The sequence below is a fragment of the Marinobacter sp. genome (assembly GCF_041687235.1).
Taxonomy (GTDB): Bacteria; Pseudomonadota; Gammaproteobacteria; order Pseudomonadales; family Oleiphilaceae; genus Marinobacter.
Genome location: NZ_JAWLCH010000014.1, coordinates 14,462 through 35,097, shown reverse-complemented (window position 1 = coordinate 35,097; position 20,636 = coordinate 14,462). Strand labels below are relative to the sequence as shown.

Genomic DNA, 20,636 nt, shown 5'->3' with positions numbered 1-20,636 from the left:
AACATCTTGGTTGCAAGCTTTGTGAACATAGACCACTGCTTCTTTGATTAAACGGAGGAAGCCGGCATTCTAACCTTATTTTGTAACAGGACAAAAGGCAGGCCTCACACAGGCGACATTAGTCGCCGAGGAGACACCGGATTCGCGGATAAAAATCGGGTTTGGCGCGGAATAATGGAGAAATACGGAATACAACGGGCGAGCGCCGGGGCGGAATCAGCGGCTCGCACGTTTGATATAGGTTTCCGGATTTTCGGATTTGCCGTTCCGGATCACCTCAAAGTGTACATGGGGGCCGGTCGAGCGCCCGGTGCTGCCCATCAGCGCAACAACCTGGCCCTTCTGGACAACATCACCCACGCTCACCTTGATGGTCTTGCAGTGTGCATAGCGAGTTACCAGGCCGTCGCCGTGATCAACTTCCACGAGATTACCGTAGCCATATCGCTCCCCGGCAAACGTGACCACTCCTCCGGCAACCGAAATAATATCACTGCCTTCCTTACCGGCCAGATCAACGCCGGCATGCCAGGTGCGCTTGCCGGTGAATGGGTCAGAACGGTAGCCGTACTTTGAGGAGAGCCAGCCCCAGGTGATGGGGCGGCCTTCAAGGTAGAGTTCGTCTTCGAGACGCTTGGTGGATGCCAGCTGATCCAGTAACCGCAGTTGCTGTTCACGATCCTCGATCCGCCGCTCCATCTCCTGGATCATCCGTGTCAGCTCCGGCGCCGAAAAGGAATCGCCGGACAGGGAATCTTCAGGACCACCAACCGCTGCAGGCTGGTCAAAGTTGAATTCATCACTGGCGACCAGACCAGACTCCACAAACCGCTGGCCCAGGGCGTCCAGGCGCAGCAGGCGCCCCTGGATCTCGCCCAGGCGCAAGGTCAGGGCATCCACCTGTTGCTGGACGTTCTCTTCAATCGTGACTAACTCAGCTTTCTGCTCTGCCAGCTTGAGCTGCCAGTCGGCCACCAGCTCCGAATTGGTCGGTTCCCTGGATTCAGCCTGCTCAACTGCCACCCGATAACCGGCCCAGCCAGCAACAACAAGCATGGAAAGCACCAAAAACAGCAGCCCGGCAGCAAGCGTGCCGTTGATCGCCAACACACGGGACTTTCCGTGGTGTTTGCCAACGAGAATTATGTTCATATCATCTTCTGGTTTCATCGTTGAGCCGCAACTGCATCCTGTAGTGTTGCGCCCCGGAAAAGAATCCGAGTGGGTCTGCCATCCTTTGGCAACAGCTACATACTGAAAAAATTGCAGCGCCCGGTAGACATACTCATTTATCACAATGTAAAACGAGTGTAATACAGGCACTACGCATAAACCGTGCCGAAGTGTAACCAATCGTAAACGGAGTCGTCGAGTAAAAACGCCGCCATGAAACGAAAAAGCGAGCAAAAAATGACCTTTGACAAGCTTGGCAGGACACCAGTGCTCAAGGAACTCGTGGCAAAGGCCGAGCTCCATCGACAGGCAGAAGAGGCAGTTCTGGCGGCCCTGCCACAGGACCTGGTCAAAGGGACACGCTTTGTCAGCTGCAAGGACGGCGAACTGGTACTGACCGCGGAAACCGCCGGCAAAGCCAGTCAGATCCGGTTCCGTCAACACGAGATCATGGAAAAACTTCGGGAGAACGAGCTATTCCGGTTCGTCTGGAAACTGAAGGTAAAAGTCGCTCCACCCAGATTCCAGGAAAAGCCAGTGTTCAGGAAAGAGCCTTTGAGCAAAGAAAATGCCCGGCTCCTCAAAGAGGAAGCCGGGCACACGAAGGATAAAGCATTACGCGAGGTTCTCGAAAAACTCGCTAGCCACGTCCGGGATTAAAGCCTCCTGCTTCAACCCGCCGCCAGCACAGGCTTCATGTAGGAAATCGGGGCAGTGGCCTCATCATCAAAGGTAACCACTTCCCAGGCATCCTCTTCTGCCCTGAGCTTGCGCAACAATTTGTTGTTCAGATCGTGGCCGGATTTGATGCCTCGGAATTCACCAATCAGGCTGTTGCCCAGCTGGTAGAGATCGCCGATAGCATCAAGCAGCTTGTGCTTCACAAATTCGTCGTCATAGCGCAGCCCGTCTTCGTTGAGGATCTTGTAATCATCAACGACGATGGCGTTATCCACACTGCCGCCAAGTGCGAGGTTCATGGCACGCAATTTTTCGATGTCACGCATGAACCCGAACGTCCGTGCCCGACTCACTTCCTTCACAAAGGAGGTGCTGGAAAAATCGACGGTGGCAGTCTGGGCGCGGCCTTTGAACACCGGGTGATCAAAGTCGATGCCGAAGCTTACCTTGAAACCTTCAAAAGGCAGCAGGGTTGCTTTCTTATCGCCCTCTTCAACCGTTACCTCACGCTTGATACGAATAAAGCGCTTGGCCGCGTCCTGCTCGGCAATACCGGCGGACTGCAGAAGGAACACGAATGGACCGGCAGAACCGTCCATAATCGGCACTTCCGCGGCGCTGAGCTCGACGAAACAGTTATCAATCCCGAGACCAGCCATGGCCGAGAGCAAGTGCTCTACGGTTGCCACACGGACACCGTCTTTTACCAGCGTCGTGGACAGCATGGTCTCACCCACATTTTCCGCACAGGCACGGATCTCCACCATGGGGTCAAGATCGGTACGGCGGAAGATGATACCGGAGTCCACCGGGGCAGGCTTGAGGGTCAAGTAGACCTTCTCACCCGAGTGCAAGCCAACACCGGTGGCACGGATGGTGTTTTTAAGTGTCCGTTGTCTGATCATCGGTACATAATTCCGTCACAAAAAGGCGATATTCTAGGCAAAAATCTGCCCGGAGAATATCAGAAAATAAGACTGAATACCATTTAACCAATCCGTTGTTGCTGAATGTTCATCCAGCACGCAACCCATGGCAATCAGTGCACGTATTTACCGGTTTTCGGGTTCCATATTTCGCACACGAACCGGAACCGGATCACAATTGCACCAGATTATCAGTCAGCCTGCCGACGGAGGAATGCGGGAATATCGAGATAGTCGACACCCTGCTCCTCGCTATCCTTGCTCTGGTCAATAGCCACGTTTCCATGGGAAACGGCCCGACGACGCAGAACAGCGGGGCGGTCCAGCTGGTTGTAATCGGTTTTTCCATCCAGGGTACGGGTATTGTCCACAACCTTGGTTGGCTTCTCGCGATCACCACCCAGGCCGGTCGCAACAACCGTTACCTTCAGTTCGTCGGTCATTTCCGGATCAATGACGGTACCGACAACAACGGTGGCAGAGTCAGAAGCAAACTCACGCACAATGTCGCCAACCTCGGAGAATTCGCCCAGGTTGAGGTCCATACCGGCCGTGATGTTGACCAGAATACCCTTGGCACCCTGCAGGTTGATGTCCTCCAGCAGCGGACTGCGGACGGCCGCTTCGGCTGCTTCCCGCGCACGGTTTTCGCCAGTGGCGCGAGCGGTGCCCATCATGGCCATACCCATTTCGGACATGACCGTCTTCACGTCGGCAAAGTCGACGTTGATCATACCGTTACGGGTAATCAGGTCGGCGATACCCTGCACTGCGCCCAGAAGCACATCGTTCGCTGCAGCAAAAGCATCCAGCAGGCTGGTTTTCTTGCCCATGACCGCGAGCAGCTTTTCATTGGGGATGGTGATCAGGGAGTCGACGCTCTCCTCCAGCTCTTTCAGGCCGGATTCGGCAACGCTCATGCGCTTGCCGCCTTCGAACATGAAAGGCTTGGTGACAACGGCAACGGTCAGGATACCCAGTTCACGGGCCACTTCCGCCACAATCGGCGCAGCACCGGTGCCTGTACCACCGCCCATGCCCGCAGTAATGAAGACCATGTCCGCGCCCTTGATGGCTTCGGCGATGCGATCACGATCCTCCAGGGCGGACTGACGACCAACCTCCGGATTGGCACCGGCACCCAGCCCCTTGGTGATATTCCCACCAAGCTGAATGATCTGGCGCGCATCCATATCGGTCAGCGCCTGGGCATCTGTGTTGGCGCAGATGAATTCCACACCTTCGATGTCGCTGTTAAGCATATGGCGAACGGCGTTGCCGCCACCACCGCCTACACCGACGACTTTAATGACAGCGTTTTGCTGGACATTATCGACGAGTTCAAACATTTCCCCTACTCCTTCGTGCTGTTTTCAGCCCTTGTTCCGGGCTGTTTGTTCGAGATTGTGTTTTCGAGATACCTTCGTGTACTACCTACCCGGTTCTGTCAGAAATGACCGGTAAACCAGGCTTTCATGCGCTCAAACAGCGAGGGTGCATCTTCACCCTTGAGCACCGGTGCCCGCCCCAGATCCATCTGGCGGAAACCATGAATCAACAGCCCGACGCCAGTGGCGTAGATCGGATTGTTGACCACCTCCGTCATGCCGGAGACTGCCTGCGGACAGGCCAGCCTTACCGGCATGTGGAAGATCTCTTCGGCCAGTTCCACCACACCTTCCATGGTGGAGGAACCGCCGGTTATAACGATGCCTGCCGGAATCAGGTCCTCGAACCCGGACCGGCGCAATTCTGACTGCACCAGGGTGAACAGCTCCTCATAGCGCGGCTCCACCACCTCGGCCAGGGCCTGCCTGGACAGATCCCGCGGAGCACGGTCGCCAACACTGGGCACCTTGATGGTTTCATCAGCCCCGGCCAGCTGGGTCAGCGCACAGGCATACTTGATCTTGATTTCTTCTGCATTCTGGGTCGGCGTACGCAACGCCATCGCGATGTCGTTGGTCACCTGGTCGCCGGCGATCGGTATCACTGCGGTGTGTCGGATAGCCCCTCCGGTAAACACGGCAATGTCAGTTGTGCCGCCACCGATATCTACCACGCAGACTCCCAGTTCCTTTTCGTCCTCGGTGAGAATGGCGTGACTGGATGCCAACTGCTCCAGGATGATGTCATCCACCTCAAGGCCGCAGCGCTTCACGCATTTCTCAATGTTCTGGGCGGCATTCACCGCGCAGGTCACCAGGTGCACCTTTGCTTCCAGGCGCACGCCAGACATACCCATCGGCTCCTTGATGCCTTCCTGGCTGTCGATCACGAATTCCTGGGGCAGAATGTGAAGAATCTTCTGGTCTGCAGGAATCGCGACCGCCTGTGCGGCATCAATCACACGGTCTATGTCAGCCTGGGTGACTTCCCGGTCACGGATCGCAACAATCCCGTGGGAGTTCAGGCTCTTGATGTGGCTGCCGGCAATCCCCGCATACACCGAGTGAATGCGGCACCCTGCCATCAACTCCGCCTCTTCCACAGCGCGCTGAATGGCCTGGACCGTGGTTTCAATATTCACCACTACTCCACGCTTGAGGCCCCGGGAAGGATGGGAACCAATGCCCACCACTTCGATGGTGCCGTCCATCTTGCGCTTGCCGACAATCGCAACCACCTTCGAGGTTCCGATATCGAGGCCGACAATCATGTTTTCCGTTTCAACCGATGACATGTGTTCCACCAAACCGTAGGTCTGAATTAACCGTTGCTATGATTTTGGGCTGGAGGCTGTTTCGACAGCTCTCCACTTGACCGCTACCCCATTGGTGTAGCGGGCATCCACCCGACTGACTTCGTCCGACCGTGCTGCCAGCCGGTTTTCGTATACCGTGATAAACCGATCAAACCGTTGTTCCACCTGATCCCGACCAAGCACCACCTCGATGCCATTGGCCAATTGCAGCGTCCAGGCGCCCCGGTGTTCCAGAGCCAGGCCCGAAAATCCGAGGCCGCGGGCGACCAGTCTGTCGCTCATGGTCCGCGCCATATTGATCACATCCCGCACTCTTTCGTCGGGCCCTGCCAGCTGGGGCAGTCGACCTGCGACCTCCGGGTTGGGCGGTGCAAACAGTTCTCCGGTGCGGCTCACCAGGCGCCCGTCTGTCCAATAGGCCAGAGGCTTCTTCTCGCGGATATCGATCACCAATCTGTCCGGCCAGACCCGGCGCACCGCGGCAGACTCAACCCAGGGACGACGTTCAAGTCTGGCTTTGATCTCCGAAAGATCCGTGGCGAAATAGCTCTTGCCGATCCAGTCCCCTGCGGCTCGCTCTATCGCTACACGACTGTCACCGACAAAGTCGCCTTTCACATCCACCGCCAGGATCTGCTGGTCCATGGCACCCAGCACCTTGCCCGTGCCCCAGGGCACAAGAGCAGCCAGCAAAACGATCACAGCCCCCATGCCCACCTGGAGCCAGGGCACCGCCGCCAGCACACCCTTCAACACGCCAAACCGGTCCCGCTCAGGGCCAAGGGACGTTGCCCCCCGACGCCGCGGGGGCTCGGACGGTGTCGCCCGACTCCGGATCAGCAGTGTTTCAAGCATCGGCGCCCTCCAGGGTGTCTTTCAGTATCCGGACCACCAGTTCTTCAAAGCTGATGCCCGCCGCCTTCGCCGCCATAGGAACCAGGCTGTGATCGGTCATCCCCGGTACGGTATTGACTTCCAGCAGCCAGAACTTGCCGGCGCTGTCCTGCATGATGTCGACACGGCCCCAGGTCCGGCAGCCGACAACCCGGAACGCATCCAATGCCAGGTGCTGAAGGCGAACTTCATCCTCCGGTGCCAGGCCGCAGGGAATTCGGTAGCGGGTGTCGTCCGCCAGGTACTTGGCGTCGTAGTCGTAAAACACGTGCTCAGTGCTGGCGCTCAGGCCAATAGCCGGAAGGGCCCGATCCTGCAGCAGGCTCACGGTGAACTCCGGCCCTTCGATCCATTCCTCAACCAGCACGAGGTTGTCCAGTGCGGCCGCCGCCTCATAGGCTTCGATCAGTTCCTGTGCGCTATGCACCTTGCGGATACCGATGCTGGAGCCTTCCCGGGAAGGCTTCACACTCAATGGCGCCCGCAACTCAGCAATTATCTGTTCCGCCTGATCCGCATTGGACATGGTCCGGAACTTCGGCGTTGGCAAACCGCAGCCTTCGAATACGTACTTGGTTCTGAGCTTGTCCATGGCCAGAGCGGAGGCCAGCATTTCGCTGCCGGTATAAGGAATCCCGGCCTGCGAGAGAATGGCTTGGAGAGTACCGTCCTCGCCGCCACGGCCGTGCAAGGCAATAAAGACCCGATCGAACTGCGGATTATCAACCGTTCTTAGCAGGCACCCCCGAACATCCTCGGCATAGGCATCCACGCCGGCGGATACCAGCGCCGCCAACACCGCCTTACCGCTCTTCAGGGACACGTCCCGCTCGGCGGAATCGCCGCCCATAAAGACCGCAACCCGTCCGAGTGCCCGCACTAGCTCGGGGTCTGCCTGATAGGCCTGTGCTTCGGTATGATGCATATCACTCACCAGCAGTTACCCCCGCGGCCGCCAACCGTGCTGCCACGCCACCGATATCGCCGGCACCCTGGGTTATCAGGAGGTCGCCATCCTGCAGGACATTGGCCAGCAGCGCTTCAATTTCCCGATTATCTTCAACAAACACCGGCTCAACCTGCCCGCGCTGACGAATACTGCGACACAGCGCGCGGCCGTCAGCGCCGGGAATCGCCGGTTCACCGGCGGAATAGACATCCATCAAAAGCAGCCCATCAACCTCCGAGAGCACGCGAACAAAGTCCTCATAAAGGTCGCGAGTCCGGGTAAAACGGTGTGGCTGGTAAAGCATGACCAAGCGACGTTCCGGCCAGGCATCGTGTGCCGCACGGATAACCGCCTCGACTTCCGTGGGATGGTGCCCGTAATCGTCCACCAGGGTGACCGTGCCCTTGGGTGTCTTGTAATCGCCGTAAACCTGGAAACGGCGCCCGACACCGGCAAAGCCCGCCAGCCCGCGGCAGATGGCGTCATCGTCAACGCCCTCGTCTGTGGCCACGGCAATGGCCGCCAGTGCGTTCAGTACATTGTGTCGGCCCGGCATTTTCAGCTCGACTGTAAGATCGCTGCGACCGGCCGGACGCTTCACCACAAAGTGGGTCCGAAGGCCATCGGAATTGATGCTTTCGGCGCGGTAATCTGCCTCCGGGTTGTCAATCCCGTAGGTAATAATCGCCCGGGAAATCCGCGGAATAATCTCCTGAACGTAACCATCGTCCACGCACATCACCGCCACGCCGTAGAATGGAAGGTTGTGCAGAAAGTCCACGAAGGTCTGTTTCAACTTCTCGACATCGCCACCATAGGTATCCATATGGTCCGCTTCGATGTTGGTCACCACCGAAATCACCGGCGTCAGATGCAGGAAGGAGGCATCGCTCTCATCTGCCTCCGCCACCAGATAGCGGGAACCTCCCAACTGGGCGTTGGTGCCGGCACTGTTCAGCTTGCCGCCAATCACGAAGGTGGGGTCCAGCCCCGCCTCACCCAGAATGGATGCGATCAGGCTGGTGGTTGTGGTCTTGCCATGGGTTCCGGCCACGGCGATGCCGTGACGGTAGCGCATGATTTCCGCCAGCATTTCTGCCCTGGGAACGATCGGCACCCGACGACTGCGAGCCGCCACGACTTCCGGGTTCTCCGCCGATACCGCCGAGGAAACCACAACCACATCGGCACTGGCGCTGTTCTCTTCCCGGTGACCGATCTGGACTTCAACACCCATCGCTTTGAGGCGATCGGTGACAGCGCCCTCTTTCAGATCCGATCCGGAAACGTCGTAGCCCTGATTCTTGAGAACCTCGGCGATGCCGCTCATCCCCGCACCACCAATCCCCACAAAATGGATGTGACGGATCCGGCGCATTTCAGGCACCTGATAGACCAGGGGTGGATTGGTTGCATCAGCCATTAGCGGCCTCCAGACAGTAATTCACGACTCTCTCCGTTGCATCAGGGCGGGCCAGCGTTCGCGCGGCTTTCGCCATATCAGTTACCCGGCCGCGATCCCGGGCCAGATCTCCCAGGGTTTCCGCCAGCACCGCCGGGGTCATTTTTGCCTGGGGAATCAGGATGGCCGCTTTCGCCGCCACCATCTGTTGCCCATTTTTCGTTTGGTGGTCATCCACGGCGTGGGGAAACGGCACCAGTACTGCGCCGATACCTGCCGCGCACAACTCAGAAACCGTCAGAGCGCCGGCCCGGCAGAGCACCAGGTCTGCCCATTGATAGGCTTCGGCCATATCCTTGATGAACGGTTCCACGCTGGCCTGAACCCCGTGCTGATCGTAGGCCTCGCGCGCCATGTCCGCATGACGCTCACCACACTGGTGACGGACCATCGGTCGATCGGTTTCGGGCAACAGCGCCAGGGCCTCCGGCAGCTGCTCATTAAAGACCTGGGCGCCGAGACTGCCACCAATCACCAGCAACCTGAGAGCGCCTTCGCGTCCCGCCAGGCGCTGTTCTGGAACCGGCAGGGCCGCGAGATCCTCGCGGACCGGATTGCCAGTGCAGCGAGTGACAACTTTCGGACCGAAACTGCCCGGAAATGCTTCCAATACCGTTTCCGCAAATCGCACCAGAATTCGGTTGGTCATACCGGCAATGGCATTCTGCTCATGAATCACCAGCGGTGTTCTGCTCAGCCAGGCCGCGACGCCACCGGGGCCGGTGACAAACCCGCCCATGCCGACGACACAATCCGGGCGAATCTTGCGCAGTATGGTGAAGGCCTCGCCCAACGCACGCATCAATCTGAATGGCGCCAGTACCAGGGCAAGCTTGCCCTTGCCCCGCAAACCGGAGATATGAATCAGAGAAAGGGGAATATCGGTTTCTCCGATCAACCTCTGCTCCATACCGCCACTGGCACCCAGCCAATAGACCTGGTGACCACGCGCTTCAAGTGCCCGGGCCGTTGCCAGGGCCGGGAAAACATGCCCCCCGGTACCACCAGCCATCATAAGGAAGCGGCGCTGGTCAGTCATAAGCTGCACCTCCCCGCTTCCTGGGGCCGGCCTTTTCCCGGGCAAGCCTTTCCCGATCGAGACGTTCCATTTCCACCCGTGCCAGAATCCCGATGCAGACGCAGGTAATCATCAGGCTTGATCCACCGTAGCTGACCAGCGGAAGGGTCAGACCCTTGGTCGGCAGAAGGCCGGTACTGACCGCCATGTTGATCCCCGCCTGCAGTCCGATCAGCAAGGTCAGGCCATAGGCGAAACAGGCGCCAAAAGGCATGTCCGCTTTCTCTGCCCGGCGTGCGATCACGAACCCGGTGACGACGAGTATGGTAAACAGGCTGAGCACCAGCAGTGAGCCCAGAAGGCCGAACTCCTCGGCAATAATGGCGAAGATAAAATCGGTATGGGCCTCGGGCAGATAGAACAATTTCTGGATCGAGTTACCAAGCCCGACGCCGCCCCAGTCTCCGCGACCGAAGGCGATCAGCGACTGCGTCAGCTGATACCCGCTGTCGAACTGGTCTTTCCATGGATCCAGATAGCTGACGACCCGTTTCAGTCGGTATGGCTGGGTAACAATCAGGACGGCGCCGAGCACAGCAAGCGTGCCAATCAAGGGCACAAACCGGCTCAACCGCACGCCGCTCAGGAAGATCATGCCTGCTGCCGCCGTCACCAGCACAACGGTGGCGCCAAAGTCCGGCTGAATAACCAGCAGAACCGAGGCCAGCCCGAGCACAACCAGTGGTTTGAGGAACCCAGCCCAGGTATTGAGCAGCTCATCCCGACGACGGACCACGTAGCCTGCCAGGTAAGCGATCAGGCAAAGCTTCGCGACTTCCGACACCTGTATGTTGAACAGGCCAAATGGAATCCAGCGGGTCGAACCGTTGACAGTCCGGCCCAGAGGCGTCAGCACCAGCACAAGCGCCAGCAAACCAATCCCGAGAAGCAGCCAGCCGCTGCGCTCCCACCAAGCAACCGGCACGTTCACAGCCACCAGGGCCAGCAGGCAACCGAGACCGGCAAACATCACCTGGCGAATCACGTAGTGATAGCTGTTACCCATGGTTTCAGCCGCCATGTCCATGGATGCCGAAGAGATCATCACAACGCCCATCACCAGCAATGCTACGGAGCTGATCACCAGCATCGGCAGGGGCTGGATTTCTCCCAGCCATTGGTTCCGATTCTGAAGGGACAGGTCTGCGTGCATCACAGGGCCTCCACCAGTGAACGGAACTGATCACCGCGATCGAGGTAATCGCGGAACATGTCAAAGCTGGCGCAAGCCGGCGAAAGCACAACCCGGTCCCCGGGCACAGCCAGCTCGGCGGATCGGGAAACCGCCTCGGACAGGCTTTCCGCGCGATATACCGGAATACCGCTTCCCAGCACATCGGCAATGGCAGGAGCATCACGGCCGATCAGCAGCACGGCTCGACAGTGCAGCGCAATAGGGGCTTCCAGCGCAGTAAAATCGGCGCCTTTGCCATCACCGCCGGCGATCAGCACCACCTTGCCATTTTCCGGAGCGAGGCTCTCAATCGCGGCCACCGTGGCACCGACATTGGTACCCTTCGAATCGTTGATGAAATCCACATCGTTCAACCGGCGCACAAACTCGCATCGGTGCGCCAACCCCGGAAATTCCCGGGCGACCGTCAGCATCACATCCATGGGCAGGCCGGCTGCGTGCCCCAGGGCAAGGGCAGCCATCACGTTGCTGATATTGTGACGACCCATCAGTTTCAGTTCACTGGCCAACAGAAGGTTATCGAAACCAAAGGTGATCCAGGTGCCCTGGTCATCGTCCCGGGTACTGAAGGTTTCCGGGTTCACCCGGTGAAAACCGAAACACAGGAACCTCAGGTTGTCCCTCGCCATAGGCGTGCTCAGGGCATCGTCCAGATTAACGATGGCGTTCTTGCAGCCGCGGAAGATGCGCTGTTTGGCCTGGAAGTAGGCCATCTTGTTCGGATACCGGTCCATATGGTCGTCGCTGACGTTCAGCACCGTCGCCGCCAGGGCGTTCAGTTCGTCCGTGGTCTCCAGCTGGAAACTGGACAGCTCAAGCACGTACAGGTCTGCACCCTGGCCCAGAAGGTCCAGGGCCGGCGTGCCGATGTTGCCGCCGACCTCAACTCTCCGGCCCGCTGCTTTTGCCATCTCGCCGACAAGAGTGGTCACTGTGGTTTTTCCGTTAGAGCCGGTGATGGCCACGATAGGCGCATCTGCTGCTTCCGCAAACAGATCAATGTCGCCCCGTATACGTGCACCCTGCTTCGCCGCTCTGGCAATAGCGGGCTCGGCAATACTGATACCAGGACTCACGACCAACTCGTTGAAGCCGGCAAACAACTCCGGGTCAAACAAGCCCAGGTGCACCGGGACATCCGGCCACCCGGCCTTGAGCTCGTCCAGCCCCGGCGGGGTTGCCCGGCTATCTGCTACTGCTATCTCCCGCCCTTGTTCAGACAGATAGCGCACGCAGGAGAGCCCGGTTTTACCGAGCCCTACGACCAGTGTGCGACGATCCGAAACAATGACACTCATAGTTGCAGCGTTTTCCTATCTCAGTTTCAGACTGGCGATGCCAATCAGGACCAGAACGACGGTGATAACCCAGAACCGGACAATCACTCTCGGCTCCGGCCAGCCTTTCAATTCAAAGTGGTGGTGCAGCGGCGCCATGCGGAAGATCCGCCGGCCGGTCAGGCGGAACGACGCAACCTGCAGGATCACCGATATGGTCTCCATCACGAACACCCCGCCCATGATGAACAGGACAATTTCCTGGCGAACAATAACCGCAACCACACCCAGGGCTGCGCCAAGGGCCAAAGCGCCCACATCACCCATGAATACCTGGGCCGGGTAGGTGTTGAACCAGAGGAAGCCAAGCCCGGCTCCGACGAGGGCGCCGCAGAAAACAATAAGCTCACCGGTGCCCGGAAGGTGAGGGATGAGCAGGTAGTTGGCAAACTGGGCATGCCCCGACAGGTAGGCAAAGAGGCCAAGGGCGCCGGCCACCATAACCGTCGGCATGATGGCCAGCCCGTCGAGTCCGTCGGTAAGATTGACGGCATTACTGCTACCCACAATGACGAAATAGCTGAGCAGAATAAAAAGCACCGGGCCCAGCGTAAGGGAAACCTGCTTGACGAACGGCACGTACAGGGATGTCTCCTGGGGCAAGGCGGAGCTGAAAAAGAGCACGACCGCCGCCGTCGCACCAATGACCGACTGCCAGAAATATTTCCAGCGCGCCGGCAAGCCACGGGGGTTACGCTCTACCACCTTGCGGTAGTCATCGACCCAGCCGATGGCGCCGAACAGCAGTGTCACCAGAAGGGTGACCCATACATAGCGGTTGCCAAGATCTGCCCAGAGCAGCGTACTGATGCCGATGGCCACCAGGATCAGCGCGCCACCCATGGTCGGCGTACCGGCTTTGCTGAGATGGGTCTGTGGACCGTCATCCCTTACTGCCTGGCCAATCTGGTATTGGCTCAGCTTGCGGATCATCACCGGCCCGATGACCAGCGAAATCAGCAGCGCGGTAAGCGTTCCCAGGATTCCGCGCAGGGTCAGATACTGAAACACCGTCAGTGCGGAAAAATACTGAGATAGGACCTCTGTCAGCCAGAGCAGCATGAGTTATTCACCTTTTCTTTAATTCCCTCCACCACACGCTCCATGGCAGAACTGCGAGAACCCTTGACCAACACTGTCAACGGTGTGTTTTTTGCCCCGACAATCGATTCAATCGCCGCTTCATGGCTCAGCCCGAGCTCTGTGGACTCACCAAACCCGTCGGCATAACCTTCACAACCGGCCCCCACGGCAATCAATCGATCAATGCCATGTTCCCTGGCACACGTCCCCACTTCCCGGTGCAGTGCCCGCGCTTCGGCGCCAAGCTCTGCCATGGCGCCGAGTACCGCAATCTTGTGCCCCTCGCGCCCGGCCAAAACCCCGAGCGCGGCTTTCATGGACGACGGATTGGCGTTGTAACTGTCGTCAATCAACGTCATTTCAGGCGACAGCTTCAGAACCTGGAGCCGCCCTTGCACCGGCGCAACGCTGGCCAGACCGTCAACTATTGCCTGATCACTGGCCCCCAGTTCACGGGTGGCAGCGATGGCCAGCATCATGTTGGTGATGTTGTGGTCGCCCTCAAGCCCGAGGGAAACCCGGCAATGCCAGCCGTCCGGGCCGCTCACTTGAACGATTCTGGATCCAGCGCCCTGGCTCTCAATGACCGCGTGATAATCTGCCTCGGCACCGAGACGGCTGACTCCGGCAACACGGCGGGCTCCGGCCCGTTTTTTCCACTGATCGAAAGCCGGGTCGTCGCGGTTGAGCACCATCAGCCCATCTGCCGCCACGCCATCAATGATTTCGCCTTTGGCCAGAACAATATTCTCGTAGCTACCAAATCCTTCCAGATGGGCCTCGCCTGCATTCGTGAGGATGGCAACGCGGGGCTTCGCCAGGGCAACGGTATGAGCAATTTCACCCAGCCCGCTGGCACCCAGTTCGATCACGCCATACCGGTGTTCCGGCGAAAGACCGAACAGGGTAAGCGGAACACCAATGTGATTGTTCAGATTGCCTTTTGTCGAAAGCGTCTTGCCCATCTGCGAGAGAATGGCGGCGCACATCTCCTTGACCGTCGTCTTGCCACTGCTACCGGTAATCGCAAGAATGCCGGCTTTGCTTTCTTCACGGTTGCCCTCCGCGAGCCGGGCCAGGGCTTCCAGCGTGTCGCCTACCACCAGCTGGGGCAGGTCGACACTGCTATCCGACGTATCGACCACCAAGGCAACTGCACCTTTATCCAGCGCCTGTTGCAGGAACCGGTGGCCATCAAAATTTTCACCTCGCAGGGCGACAAACAGCTGCCCCTGTTCCAGGGTTCGGGTATCGGTGGAAACCCCGGTGAAACTCACTGACGCAGGATCGCCCGACGGGCACTCGGCACCCAGCCAGTTCTTGGCTTCCGCCAGCGAAAAGGCGCGCATCATGCCACACCCCCATTGAGTTTCAAGATGTGGCGAACCTGCTCGGCATCGCTGAACGGGTATTTCTGGCCGGCGATTTCCTGGTAGGCCTCATGCCCTTTTCCTGCAATCAGAACGAGGTCGTTCGGAGTGGCCGAACAGATCGCCGACTGGATGGCTTCAGCCCGATCGTGGATAACAGACACCTGTGCCGTATCCGAGAATCCGGCAAGAATATCCTGTGCAATTGCTCGGGGATCCTCGCCGCGGGGGTTGTCATCGGTAACCACCACACGGTCTGCAAGCTCTTCGGCTTCCCGGGCCATTTCCGGACGCTTACCGGCATCGCGGTCACCGCCACAACCGAATACACAAATCAGTTCACCAGCCACATGCGGGCGCAGCGCTGCCAGGGCATTGGCCAGGGCATCGGGGGTATGGGCGTAATCGACCACTACTCTGACACCATTGGCGCCACCGAACCTTTCGAGCCTCCCAGGGGGCGGCGTGAGTCGGCCGGCGGCCTGCTGCACACGCTCGACCGGAACACCAAGTGTGAGGACCGTTGCCATCGCCGCCAGAACATTGCTCGCGTTGAAGCTGCCCATCAGGGGAACCGTGACCACAAACCGACCCCACTCGCCATCCACGTCCGCCTCAAAACCTTCATCGGTTGGCCGGAACTCTCGTAACCAGAGCTCGGTCTGGGCCTCATGCAGGCTGTAGCGAACGCGATCACATTTGCCCTGCAGTTGCTCGTAAAGTTGGCGACCGAAAGGGTCGTCAAAGTTGATAACCGAAAAGTGCAGCTCTTCGCGCTGGAACAGCAGAGCCTTCGCTGCACCGTATGCTTCCATGGAGCCGTGATAGTCAAGATGATCCCGGGTCAGATTGGTAAACACGGCCCCGGTCATAGAGAGATTATTCACCCGTCCCTGATCCAGCGCGTGGGAGGAGACCTCCATTACCGCAGCACGCCCCTCCTGCTTCACGATCCGGGACAAAACCCGGTTCACCTGAACCGCATCCGGCGTCGTGTGAGTGGCGGGCTGAAGCGCACCAGGCATGCCGTACCCCAGGGTGCCGAGAATGCCGCAGGGAGTCCCCGTCTCCTTCAACAGTTGGGCCACGTACTGACACACCGAGGTCTTGCCGTTGGTGCCGGTAACGCCGATCAGACGAAGCCGTTGCGAAGGGTGCTCAAAGAACCGGTCTGCAATCCGGCCCACCAGGTTGCGCAACCCCGCTACCGGTACGACCAGAGCGCCGTGCCGCTCCCTGCATTCGCCGGGCCTGTCGGTTTCCAGAAGAATAACCGTCGCACCTGCCTCGATGGCCTTATCGACATAAAAATCAGCCGGCGTTCGAGCACCAGAGAGCGCTATGAAGGCATCTCCGGAACTCACTTCCCGACTGTCAGTTTTCAGACCGTGAATCGTCACGTCGAACACCGACGGAACCGCCACGATACCTTGCAATAACGTGCTGAGTGATGTGATGCACATAGGCTTACCCTCGCTCTCCGGATGCAGAAGAGGCCATTTCGGCGTCCCCCACTTCCAGTTCAGGCTTCACATTCAACAGTCGCAGTGCGTCACTCATTACCCGCGAGAACACCGGCGCCGCCACTTCACCACCGTAATATTCTCCGGACTGCGGCGCATCAACGGCCACAACCGTAACCAATCTCGGATTATCAATGGGCGCCATACCGGCAAAAATGGCCTTGTATTGACTGTCCTCATACCCTTGTGCGCCGACAAGGTGGACAGTACCGGTCTTGCCCCCGGCCGAATAGAACCCGGGCTCTGCCCGCTTGCCGGTGCCTCTTGAAACGGCCTCCCGCAGCATGTTCCGGACCTGGTAGGTCACCTGCTCCGAAAGAACCCGCTGCCCCTCCGGCTTCCGGTCTTGCCTGACCAGACTCAAGGGATAGCGCACACCACCGTTGGCAATGACCATGTAGGCCTGGGCCAGCTGGAGGGCGTTCACACTCATGCCATAGCCGTAAGAAAGCGTTGCCTCTTCCACCGGCCGCCACTTTGGCGGAGATGGCAGGACACCCACTGCCTCGCCCGGAAAGCCGATACCAGTGGGCTGCCCGAGCCCGAGACGGGCATATAGATCCCGGATCGCATCGCCGCCAAGCTCCGTCGCGATCCGACTGATTCCAACGTTGCTGGATTTGACAATGATGTCAGCCATATCCATCACGCCATAGTTGCGGTGGTCCCGGATGGTAAATCGGCCAAAACGTCGAAACCCTGGGCTGGTGTCAATGGTGCTATTAACCGAGTATTTACCGGACTCCAGTGCGGCAGCCATGGTGATAGGCTTCATGGTTGAACCCGGCTCAAACAGGTCCGTGATGGCCTTGTTCCTGAGATTCTCGGCCGCCAGCTGGCTGCGGTCATTGGGGTTATAGGAGCCCTGATTCACCATCGCCAGAACCTCACCGGTATCCACATCGAGCATCACCAGCGTGCCCCCTCGAGCGTTGTGAGCGGCGACCACTGCCTTGAGTTCCCGATAAGCCAGGTACTGGAGGCGCAGATCAATACTGAGCGCCAGGTCCCGCCCGGGGCTGGCGTCCCGGATCAGGGTCAGATCCTTGATAGTCCGGCCACGGTTATCCTTCAGAACTCGTTTTCGACCCGCCTCGCCAGACAACCACTGGCTATAGGCCAGTTCAATGCCCTCCTGACCACGCTCGTCAATATCCGTGAACCCCACCACGTGCGCCGTTACTTCGCCCGCCGGGTAATATCGGCGGTACTCCTGCCGGGCGTATATGCCGCCAATTTCCAGCGCCAGGACTTTGCGAGCCAGGTCAGGCTGAACCTTCCTACGCAGGTAGATGAATTCGCGTCCGGAATAGTCTTTCAGTCGCTGCCGGAGGGAGGCCTCGTTGATGTCCAGAAGCCGCGCAAGGTTGGTCAGGCGGGCCTCGGAGGGATCAGCCTCGGACGGGTTCGCCCAGATGGTCTGCACCGGCGTACTGACCGCCAACGGCTCATCGTAGCGATCAGTGACAACGCCACGATGGGCATCAATACTCTCGACTCGGATGGTCCGGACATCGCCTTGCTTACGGAGAAACTCGTTATCGACCACGTGAAGGTCGACCAGACGCCAACCCAGCACACCGACGACCACGAGAAAGACGCCCACGACGGAGCCAAAGCGCCAGGCTGCCAGCCCGGACGCCAAACGCTGCCCCCATGTTGTCTTCTTTCCCTGATCGGACACGTCGATCACCCTGAATCGTTGTTGTTTTCGTTTATTATCGGTTTGCAACCGGCGACATCAGAGGTACCAGCACAATATTCTGGCGCCCCGGCACTACCATGCTGAAACGCTCAGCCGCCAGCTTTTCGACTCGACCGTGAGCGCTAAGCGCACTTTGTTCAAGCAGCAGCTGACTCCATTCACTTTGATAGCGGTCGCGCTCGGACTGAAGCTGCGACAGGGTATTAAAGAGCTCGCGGTTCTCGTGGGCACTCACCACCACACCGATGGAGGACGCCAGCAACACGGCAACCAGCCCAAGTGAGACCAGCACTTTGCCCTGCCGGGTCGCGGCGAACACCTGCCTTGAAATCCGGACCGCGGTTGCAACACCGTCCCGGACCCTCTGCTTGTTCAGCTTCGCCGTTTTTACCGGCTCTTCGATGGCTACCGCGCCCATGATTACGCGCTCCCCTGCGAGTTTTTCCTGATATCGGTGCGTTCCAGCACCCGCATAACTGCACTGCGGGCGCGTACGTTGTCGCTTACTTCGTCAGCACCGGCTTTGCTGGCCTTGCCAACAAGCCGAAAGTCCGACGCCTCCTGCTCCGCAGTGACCGGCACCCCTTTCGGCAGCTGGGGGCCTCGGGCCAGATCCCTCATAAACCGTTTAACGAGCCGGTCTTCCAGAGAATGAAAGCTGATGACCACCAGACGCCCACCGGGGGCAAGGCGATCAACTGCGGCCTGAAGACCGACCTCCAGATCCTCCAGCTCCCGGTTGATAAAGATCCGGATCGCTTGAAAGGTCCGGGTGGCCGGATGCTTGTGCTTCTCTTTTTTCGGCACCGCCTCACTGACCAGCTCGGCCAACTGGCGAGTGGTTTCAACGGGCGCCTCCTGCCGACGCTCGACCAGGCGCCGGGCAATGCGACGGGAAAAACGCTCTTCACCGTACCGGAAGATCACATTCGCAATCTCCGACTCTTCCGCCGTTGCCAACCATTCCGCCGCACTGGGCGATTGCTCGGTATTCATGCGCATATCCAGAGGGCCATCTCGCATGAAGCTGAACCCACGGGAAGCATCATCCAGCTGAGGCGATGACACACCGAGGTCCAGCAGAACACCACTAACCGTTTTCCACCCCTGACCGGCCACCGCTCTTTCCAGCTCGGCAAAGGAACCGTGAAAGCTGCGAAAGCGACTATCCTGTGCTTCCAGTTCTCTTGCCGCGCGAATAGCTTCGGGATCCTTATCAATCCCAAGCAACTGCCCCGACTCTCCGAGACGACCCAGAATTAACCGACTGTGGCCACCCCGGCCAAAGGTGCCATCCACGTAATAGCCATCGGGGTCATTGACCAGATAGTCGACCGCCGAATCCAGGAGCACCGAGCGATGCGAGTATGCCGCCCCGGCCTCCTGACTGCGATCGGAGGTCATAAGGACAGCGCCTCCATCTCAGGCGGCATTTCATCGTCATCGGAGGACTCATCAAGCCAGGCAAACCAGCGCTCCTCACTCCACAGCTCGAGCTTCTTGCCCTGCCCGATCAACATCAGTTTTTTCTCCAGATGGGCATAGCTTCTGAGGGTTGGCGGAATAAGAATGCGCCCGGCAGAGTCGAGCTCCATGGGGGCAGCGTTACCCAGAATCAGACGCTGCAGGCGACGGGCCGCCTTGTTCATGTTCGGAAGTGCCTCGATTTTGGGCCGCAAAACCTCCCATTCGGGCTCGGGATAGACCAACAGGCACCGTTCCTCGTCAGCGTTTGCCGTCAATACAATGCGCCCACCACAGGCCTGCGCGAGCTCCTCGCGCACCTTGGCGGGGATCGCCAGGCGACCCTTCGCATCCATATTGATGGCATGACTGCCAAGAAAATTGCTCATTTACGCTGTCTCTGGGTGCCGGATATCCACAAAAAACCACTAGAAACCACTTTTTCCCACTTCTGCACACTATAGAAACACGCAATACACAATGCAAGCGCCGCAAACAGCGCCACACCAGGGAAACTTCCTTTAACGACAAGAGGTTACAGAGTCAGATTCGATGAAATGGTGAGATTACGGAAAAGAAAAGAAGGAAAATCAAATACCTGCAAAAAGATGTGAAGAAGACAAGTGAGGTTTAAGATTTTTTGGCTATAAAGGACGCCTGCTGAGAATGACAGACGTCACAGGAAGGGAAAGAGCGAGCTCGCCGATAAGCCGGGTTCTGTCTTGGACAGTCATTCATCTAGGGCCTGCGTCACCACAGACCTCAAGCAACCTACCCGAATCCAGCGCGGGCCACGCCATTGGATTCCTATTTGGTCTTGCTCCAGGTGGGGTTTACCATCGCCGTGGACTGTTACCAGCCACGCGGTGCGCTCTTACCGCACCGTTTCACCCTTACCGGCGCCCGAAGGCGCTTAGGCGGTATGCTTTCTGTTGCACTTTCCGTCGGCTCGCGCCGCCCAGGCGTTACCTGGCACCTTGCCCTGTGGAGCCCGGACTTTCCTCCCCCGGAAAACCGGCGGCGACTGTCTGGCGAGCTCGGGCGAGACAATACTCCTGCGCCCATAGCCTTGCAAGAGAAACCGCCACCGAG

Annotated in this window: 18 protein-coding genes and 1 other RNA gene; 1 reads left to right on the top strand and 18 read right to left on the bottom strand. The window is 58.7% G+C overall.

The genetic code is table 11. From position 1 onward, the window contains the following. Positions 1–216 precede the first annotated feature (216 nt). Entirely contained in the window at positions 217–1,170 is a 954-nt protein-coding gene (locus ACESMK_RS16270) for a M23 family metallopeptidase (protein WP_373001041.1), read from the bottom strand. A gap of 216 nt (positions 1,171–1,386) precedes the next feature. Here ACESMK_RS16270 and ACESMK_RS16265 point away from each other — a divergent pair, with 216 nt between their 5' ends. Further along, the gene (locus ACESMK_RS16265) at positions 1,387–1,833 is read left to right on the top strand and encodes a DciA family protein (RefSeq protein ID WP_373001039.1); all 447 of its coding nucleotides are present in this window, start codon (positions 1,387–1,389) and stop codon (positions 1,831–1,833) included. 11 nt (positions 1,834–1,844) lie between these two features. Here ACESMK_RS16265 and lpxC read toward each other — a convergent pair whose 3' ends face one another. The 17 genes from lpxC to rnpB form a co-directional block, all read right to left on the bottom strand. Further along, positions 1,845–2,759, bottom strand: a complete 915-nt coding sequence (lpxC, locus tag ACESMK_RS16260; protein ID WP_104323272.1) for a UDP-3-O-acyl-N-acetylglucosamine deacetylase — start codon at positions 2,757–2,759, stop codon at positions 1,845–1,847. Positions 2,760–2,971: 212 nt separating this feature from the next. Further along, the gene (gene ftsZ / locus ACESMK_RS16255) at positions 2,972–4,129 is read right to left on the bottom strand and encodes a cell division protein FtsZ (RefSeq protein WP_008176500.1); all 1,158 of its coding nucleotides are present in this window, start codon (positions 4,127–4,129) and stop codon (positions 2,972–2,974) included. A gap of 98 nt (positions 4,130–4,227) precedes the next feature. Beyond that, the gene (gene ftsA, locus ACESMK_RS16250; RefSeq protein WP_008176504.1) at positions 4,228–5,463 is read right to left on the bottom strand and encodes a cell division protein FtsA; all 1,236 of its coding nucleotides are present in this window, start codon (positions 5,461–5,463) and stop codon (positions 4,228–4,230) included. 36 nt (positions 5,464–5,499) lie between these two features. Then, a complete protein-coding gene (locus tag ACESMK_RS16245) occupies positions 5,500–6,339 on the bottom strand; it encodes a cell division protein FtsQ/DivIB (protein WP_373001036.1) in 840 nt (279 codons plus the stop codon). Next, the gene (locus tag ACESMK_RS16240) at positions 6,332–7,303 is read right to left on the bottom strand and encodes a D-alanine--D-alanine ligase (RefSeq protein ID WP_373001034.1); all 972 of its coding nucleotides are present in this window, start codon (positions 7,301–7,303) and stop codon (positions 6,332–6,334) included. Before ACESMK_RS16240 ends, ACESMK_RS16245 begins: the two co-directional genes overlap by 8 nt. A 1-nt stretch (position 7,304) precedes the next feature. Beyond that, a complete protein-coding gene (gene murC, locus ACESMK_RS16235) occupies positions 7,305–8,750 on the bottom strand; it encodes a UDP-N-acetylmuramate--L-alanine ligase (RefSeq protein ID WP_373001032.1) in 1,446 nt (481 codons plus the stop codon). Then, positions 8,743–9,828 (bottom strand): undecaprenyldiphospho-muramoylpentapeptide beta-N-acetylglucosaminyltransferase, encoded by a 1,086-nt coding sequence (gene murG / locus ACESMK_RS16230; RefSeq protein ID WP_373001030.1) that lies wholly within the window; start codon positions 9,826–9,828, stop codon positions 8,743–8,745. Before murG ends, murC begins: the two co-directional genes overlap by 8 nt. Continuing rightward, positions 9,821–11,020 carry a putative lipid II flippase FtsW gene (ftsW, locus tag ACESMK_RS16225; RefSeq protein WP_373001028.1) on the bottom strand — a complete coding sequence of 400 codons (1,200 nt, stop codon included), beginning with the start codon at positions 11,018–11,020 and terminating at the stop codon, positions 9,821–9,823. Before ftsW ends, murG begins: the two co-directional genes overlap by 8 nt. Next, complete coding sequence (gene murD / locus ACESMK_RS16220; protein WP_373001026.1) at positions 11,020–12,360, bottom strand: UDP-N-acetylmuramoyl-L-alanine--D-glutamate ligase; 1,341 nt, start codon at positions 12,358–12,360, stop codon at positions 11,020–11,022. The genes ftsW and murD overlap by 1 nt, the downstream gene beginning before the upstream one ends. Before the next feature lie 15 nt (positions 12,361–12,375). Beyond that, positions 12,376–13,461 carry a phospho-N-acetylmuramoyl-pentapeptide-transferase gene (gene mraY / locus ACESMK_RS16215; protein WP_373001024.1) on the bottom strand — a complete coding sequence of 362 codons (1,086 nt, stop codon included), beginning with the start codon at positions 13,459–13,461 and terminating at the stop codon, positions 12,376–12,378. Beyond that, the gene (locus ACESMK_RS16210) at positions 13,446–14,834 is read right to left on the bottom strand and encodes a UDP-N-acetylmuramoyl-tripeptide--D-alanyl-D-alanine ligase (protein WP_373001022.1); all 1,389 of its coding nucleotides are present in this window, start codon (positions 14,832–14,834) and stop codon (positions 13,446–13,448) included. The genes mraY and ACESMK_RS16210 overlap by 16 nt, the downstream gene beginning before the upstream one ends. Beyond that, positions 14,831–16,315, bottom strand: coding sequence for a UDP-N-acetylmuramoyl-L-alanyl-D-glutamate--2,6-diaminopimelate ligase (locus ACESMK_RS16205; RefSeq protein ID WP_373001020.1), 1,485 nt, complete (start codon positions 16,313–16,315; stop codon positions 14,831–14,833). The genes ACESMK_RS16210 and ACESMK_RS16205 overlap by 4 nt, the downstream gene beginning before the upstream one ends. Positions 16,316–16,319: 4 nt before the next feature. Continuing rightward, complete coding sequence (locus ACESMK_RS16200; protein WP_373001018.1) at positions 16,320–18,059, bottom strand: peptidoglycan D,D-transpeptidase FtsI family protein; 1,740 nt, start codon at positions 18,057–18,059, stop codon at positions 16,320–16,322. Positions 18,060–18,093: 34 nt separating this feature from the next. Next, positions 18,094–18,498 carry a cell division protein FtsL gene (gene ftsL / locus ACESMK_RS16195; RefSeq protein WP_373001016.1) on the bottom strand — a complete coding sequence of 135 codons (405 nt, stop codon included), beginning with the start codon at positions 18,496–18,498 and terminating at the stop codon, positions 18,094–18,096. A gap of 2 nt (positions 18,499–18,500) precedes the next feature. Beyond that, entirely contained in the window at positions 18,501–19,484 is a 984-nt protein-coding gene (gene rsmH, locus ACESMK_RS16190; protein WP_373001014.1) for a 16S rRNA (cytosine(1402)-N(4))-methyltransferase RsmH, read from the bottom strand. Beyond that, a complete protein-coding gene (gene mraZ / locus ACESMK_RS16185; RefSeq protein ID WP_373001012.1) occupies positions 19,481–19,933 on the bottom strand; it encodes a division/cell wall cluster transcriptional repressor MraZ in 453 nt (150 codons plus the stop codon). Before mraZ ends, rsmH begins: the two co-directional genes overlap by 4 nt. Positions 19,934–20,234: 301 nt before the next feature. Next, positions 20,235–20,584, bottom strand: an RNA gene (gene rnpB, locus ACESMK_RS16180) — RNase P RNA component class A. Positions 20,585–20,636 lie beyond the last annotated feature (52 nt).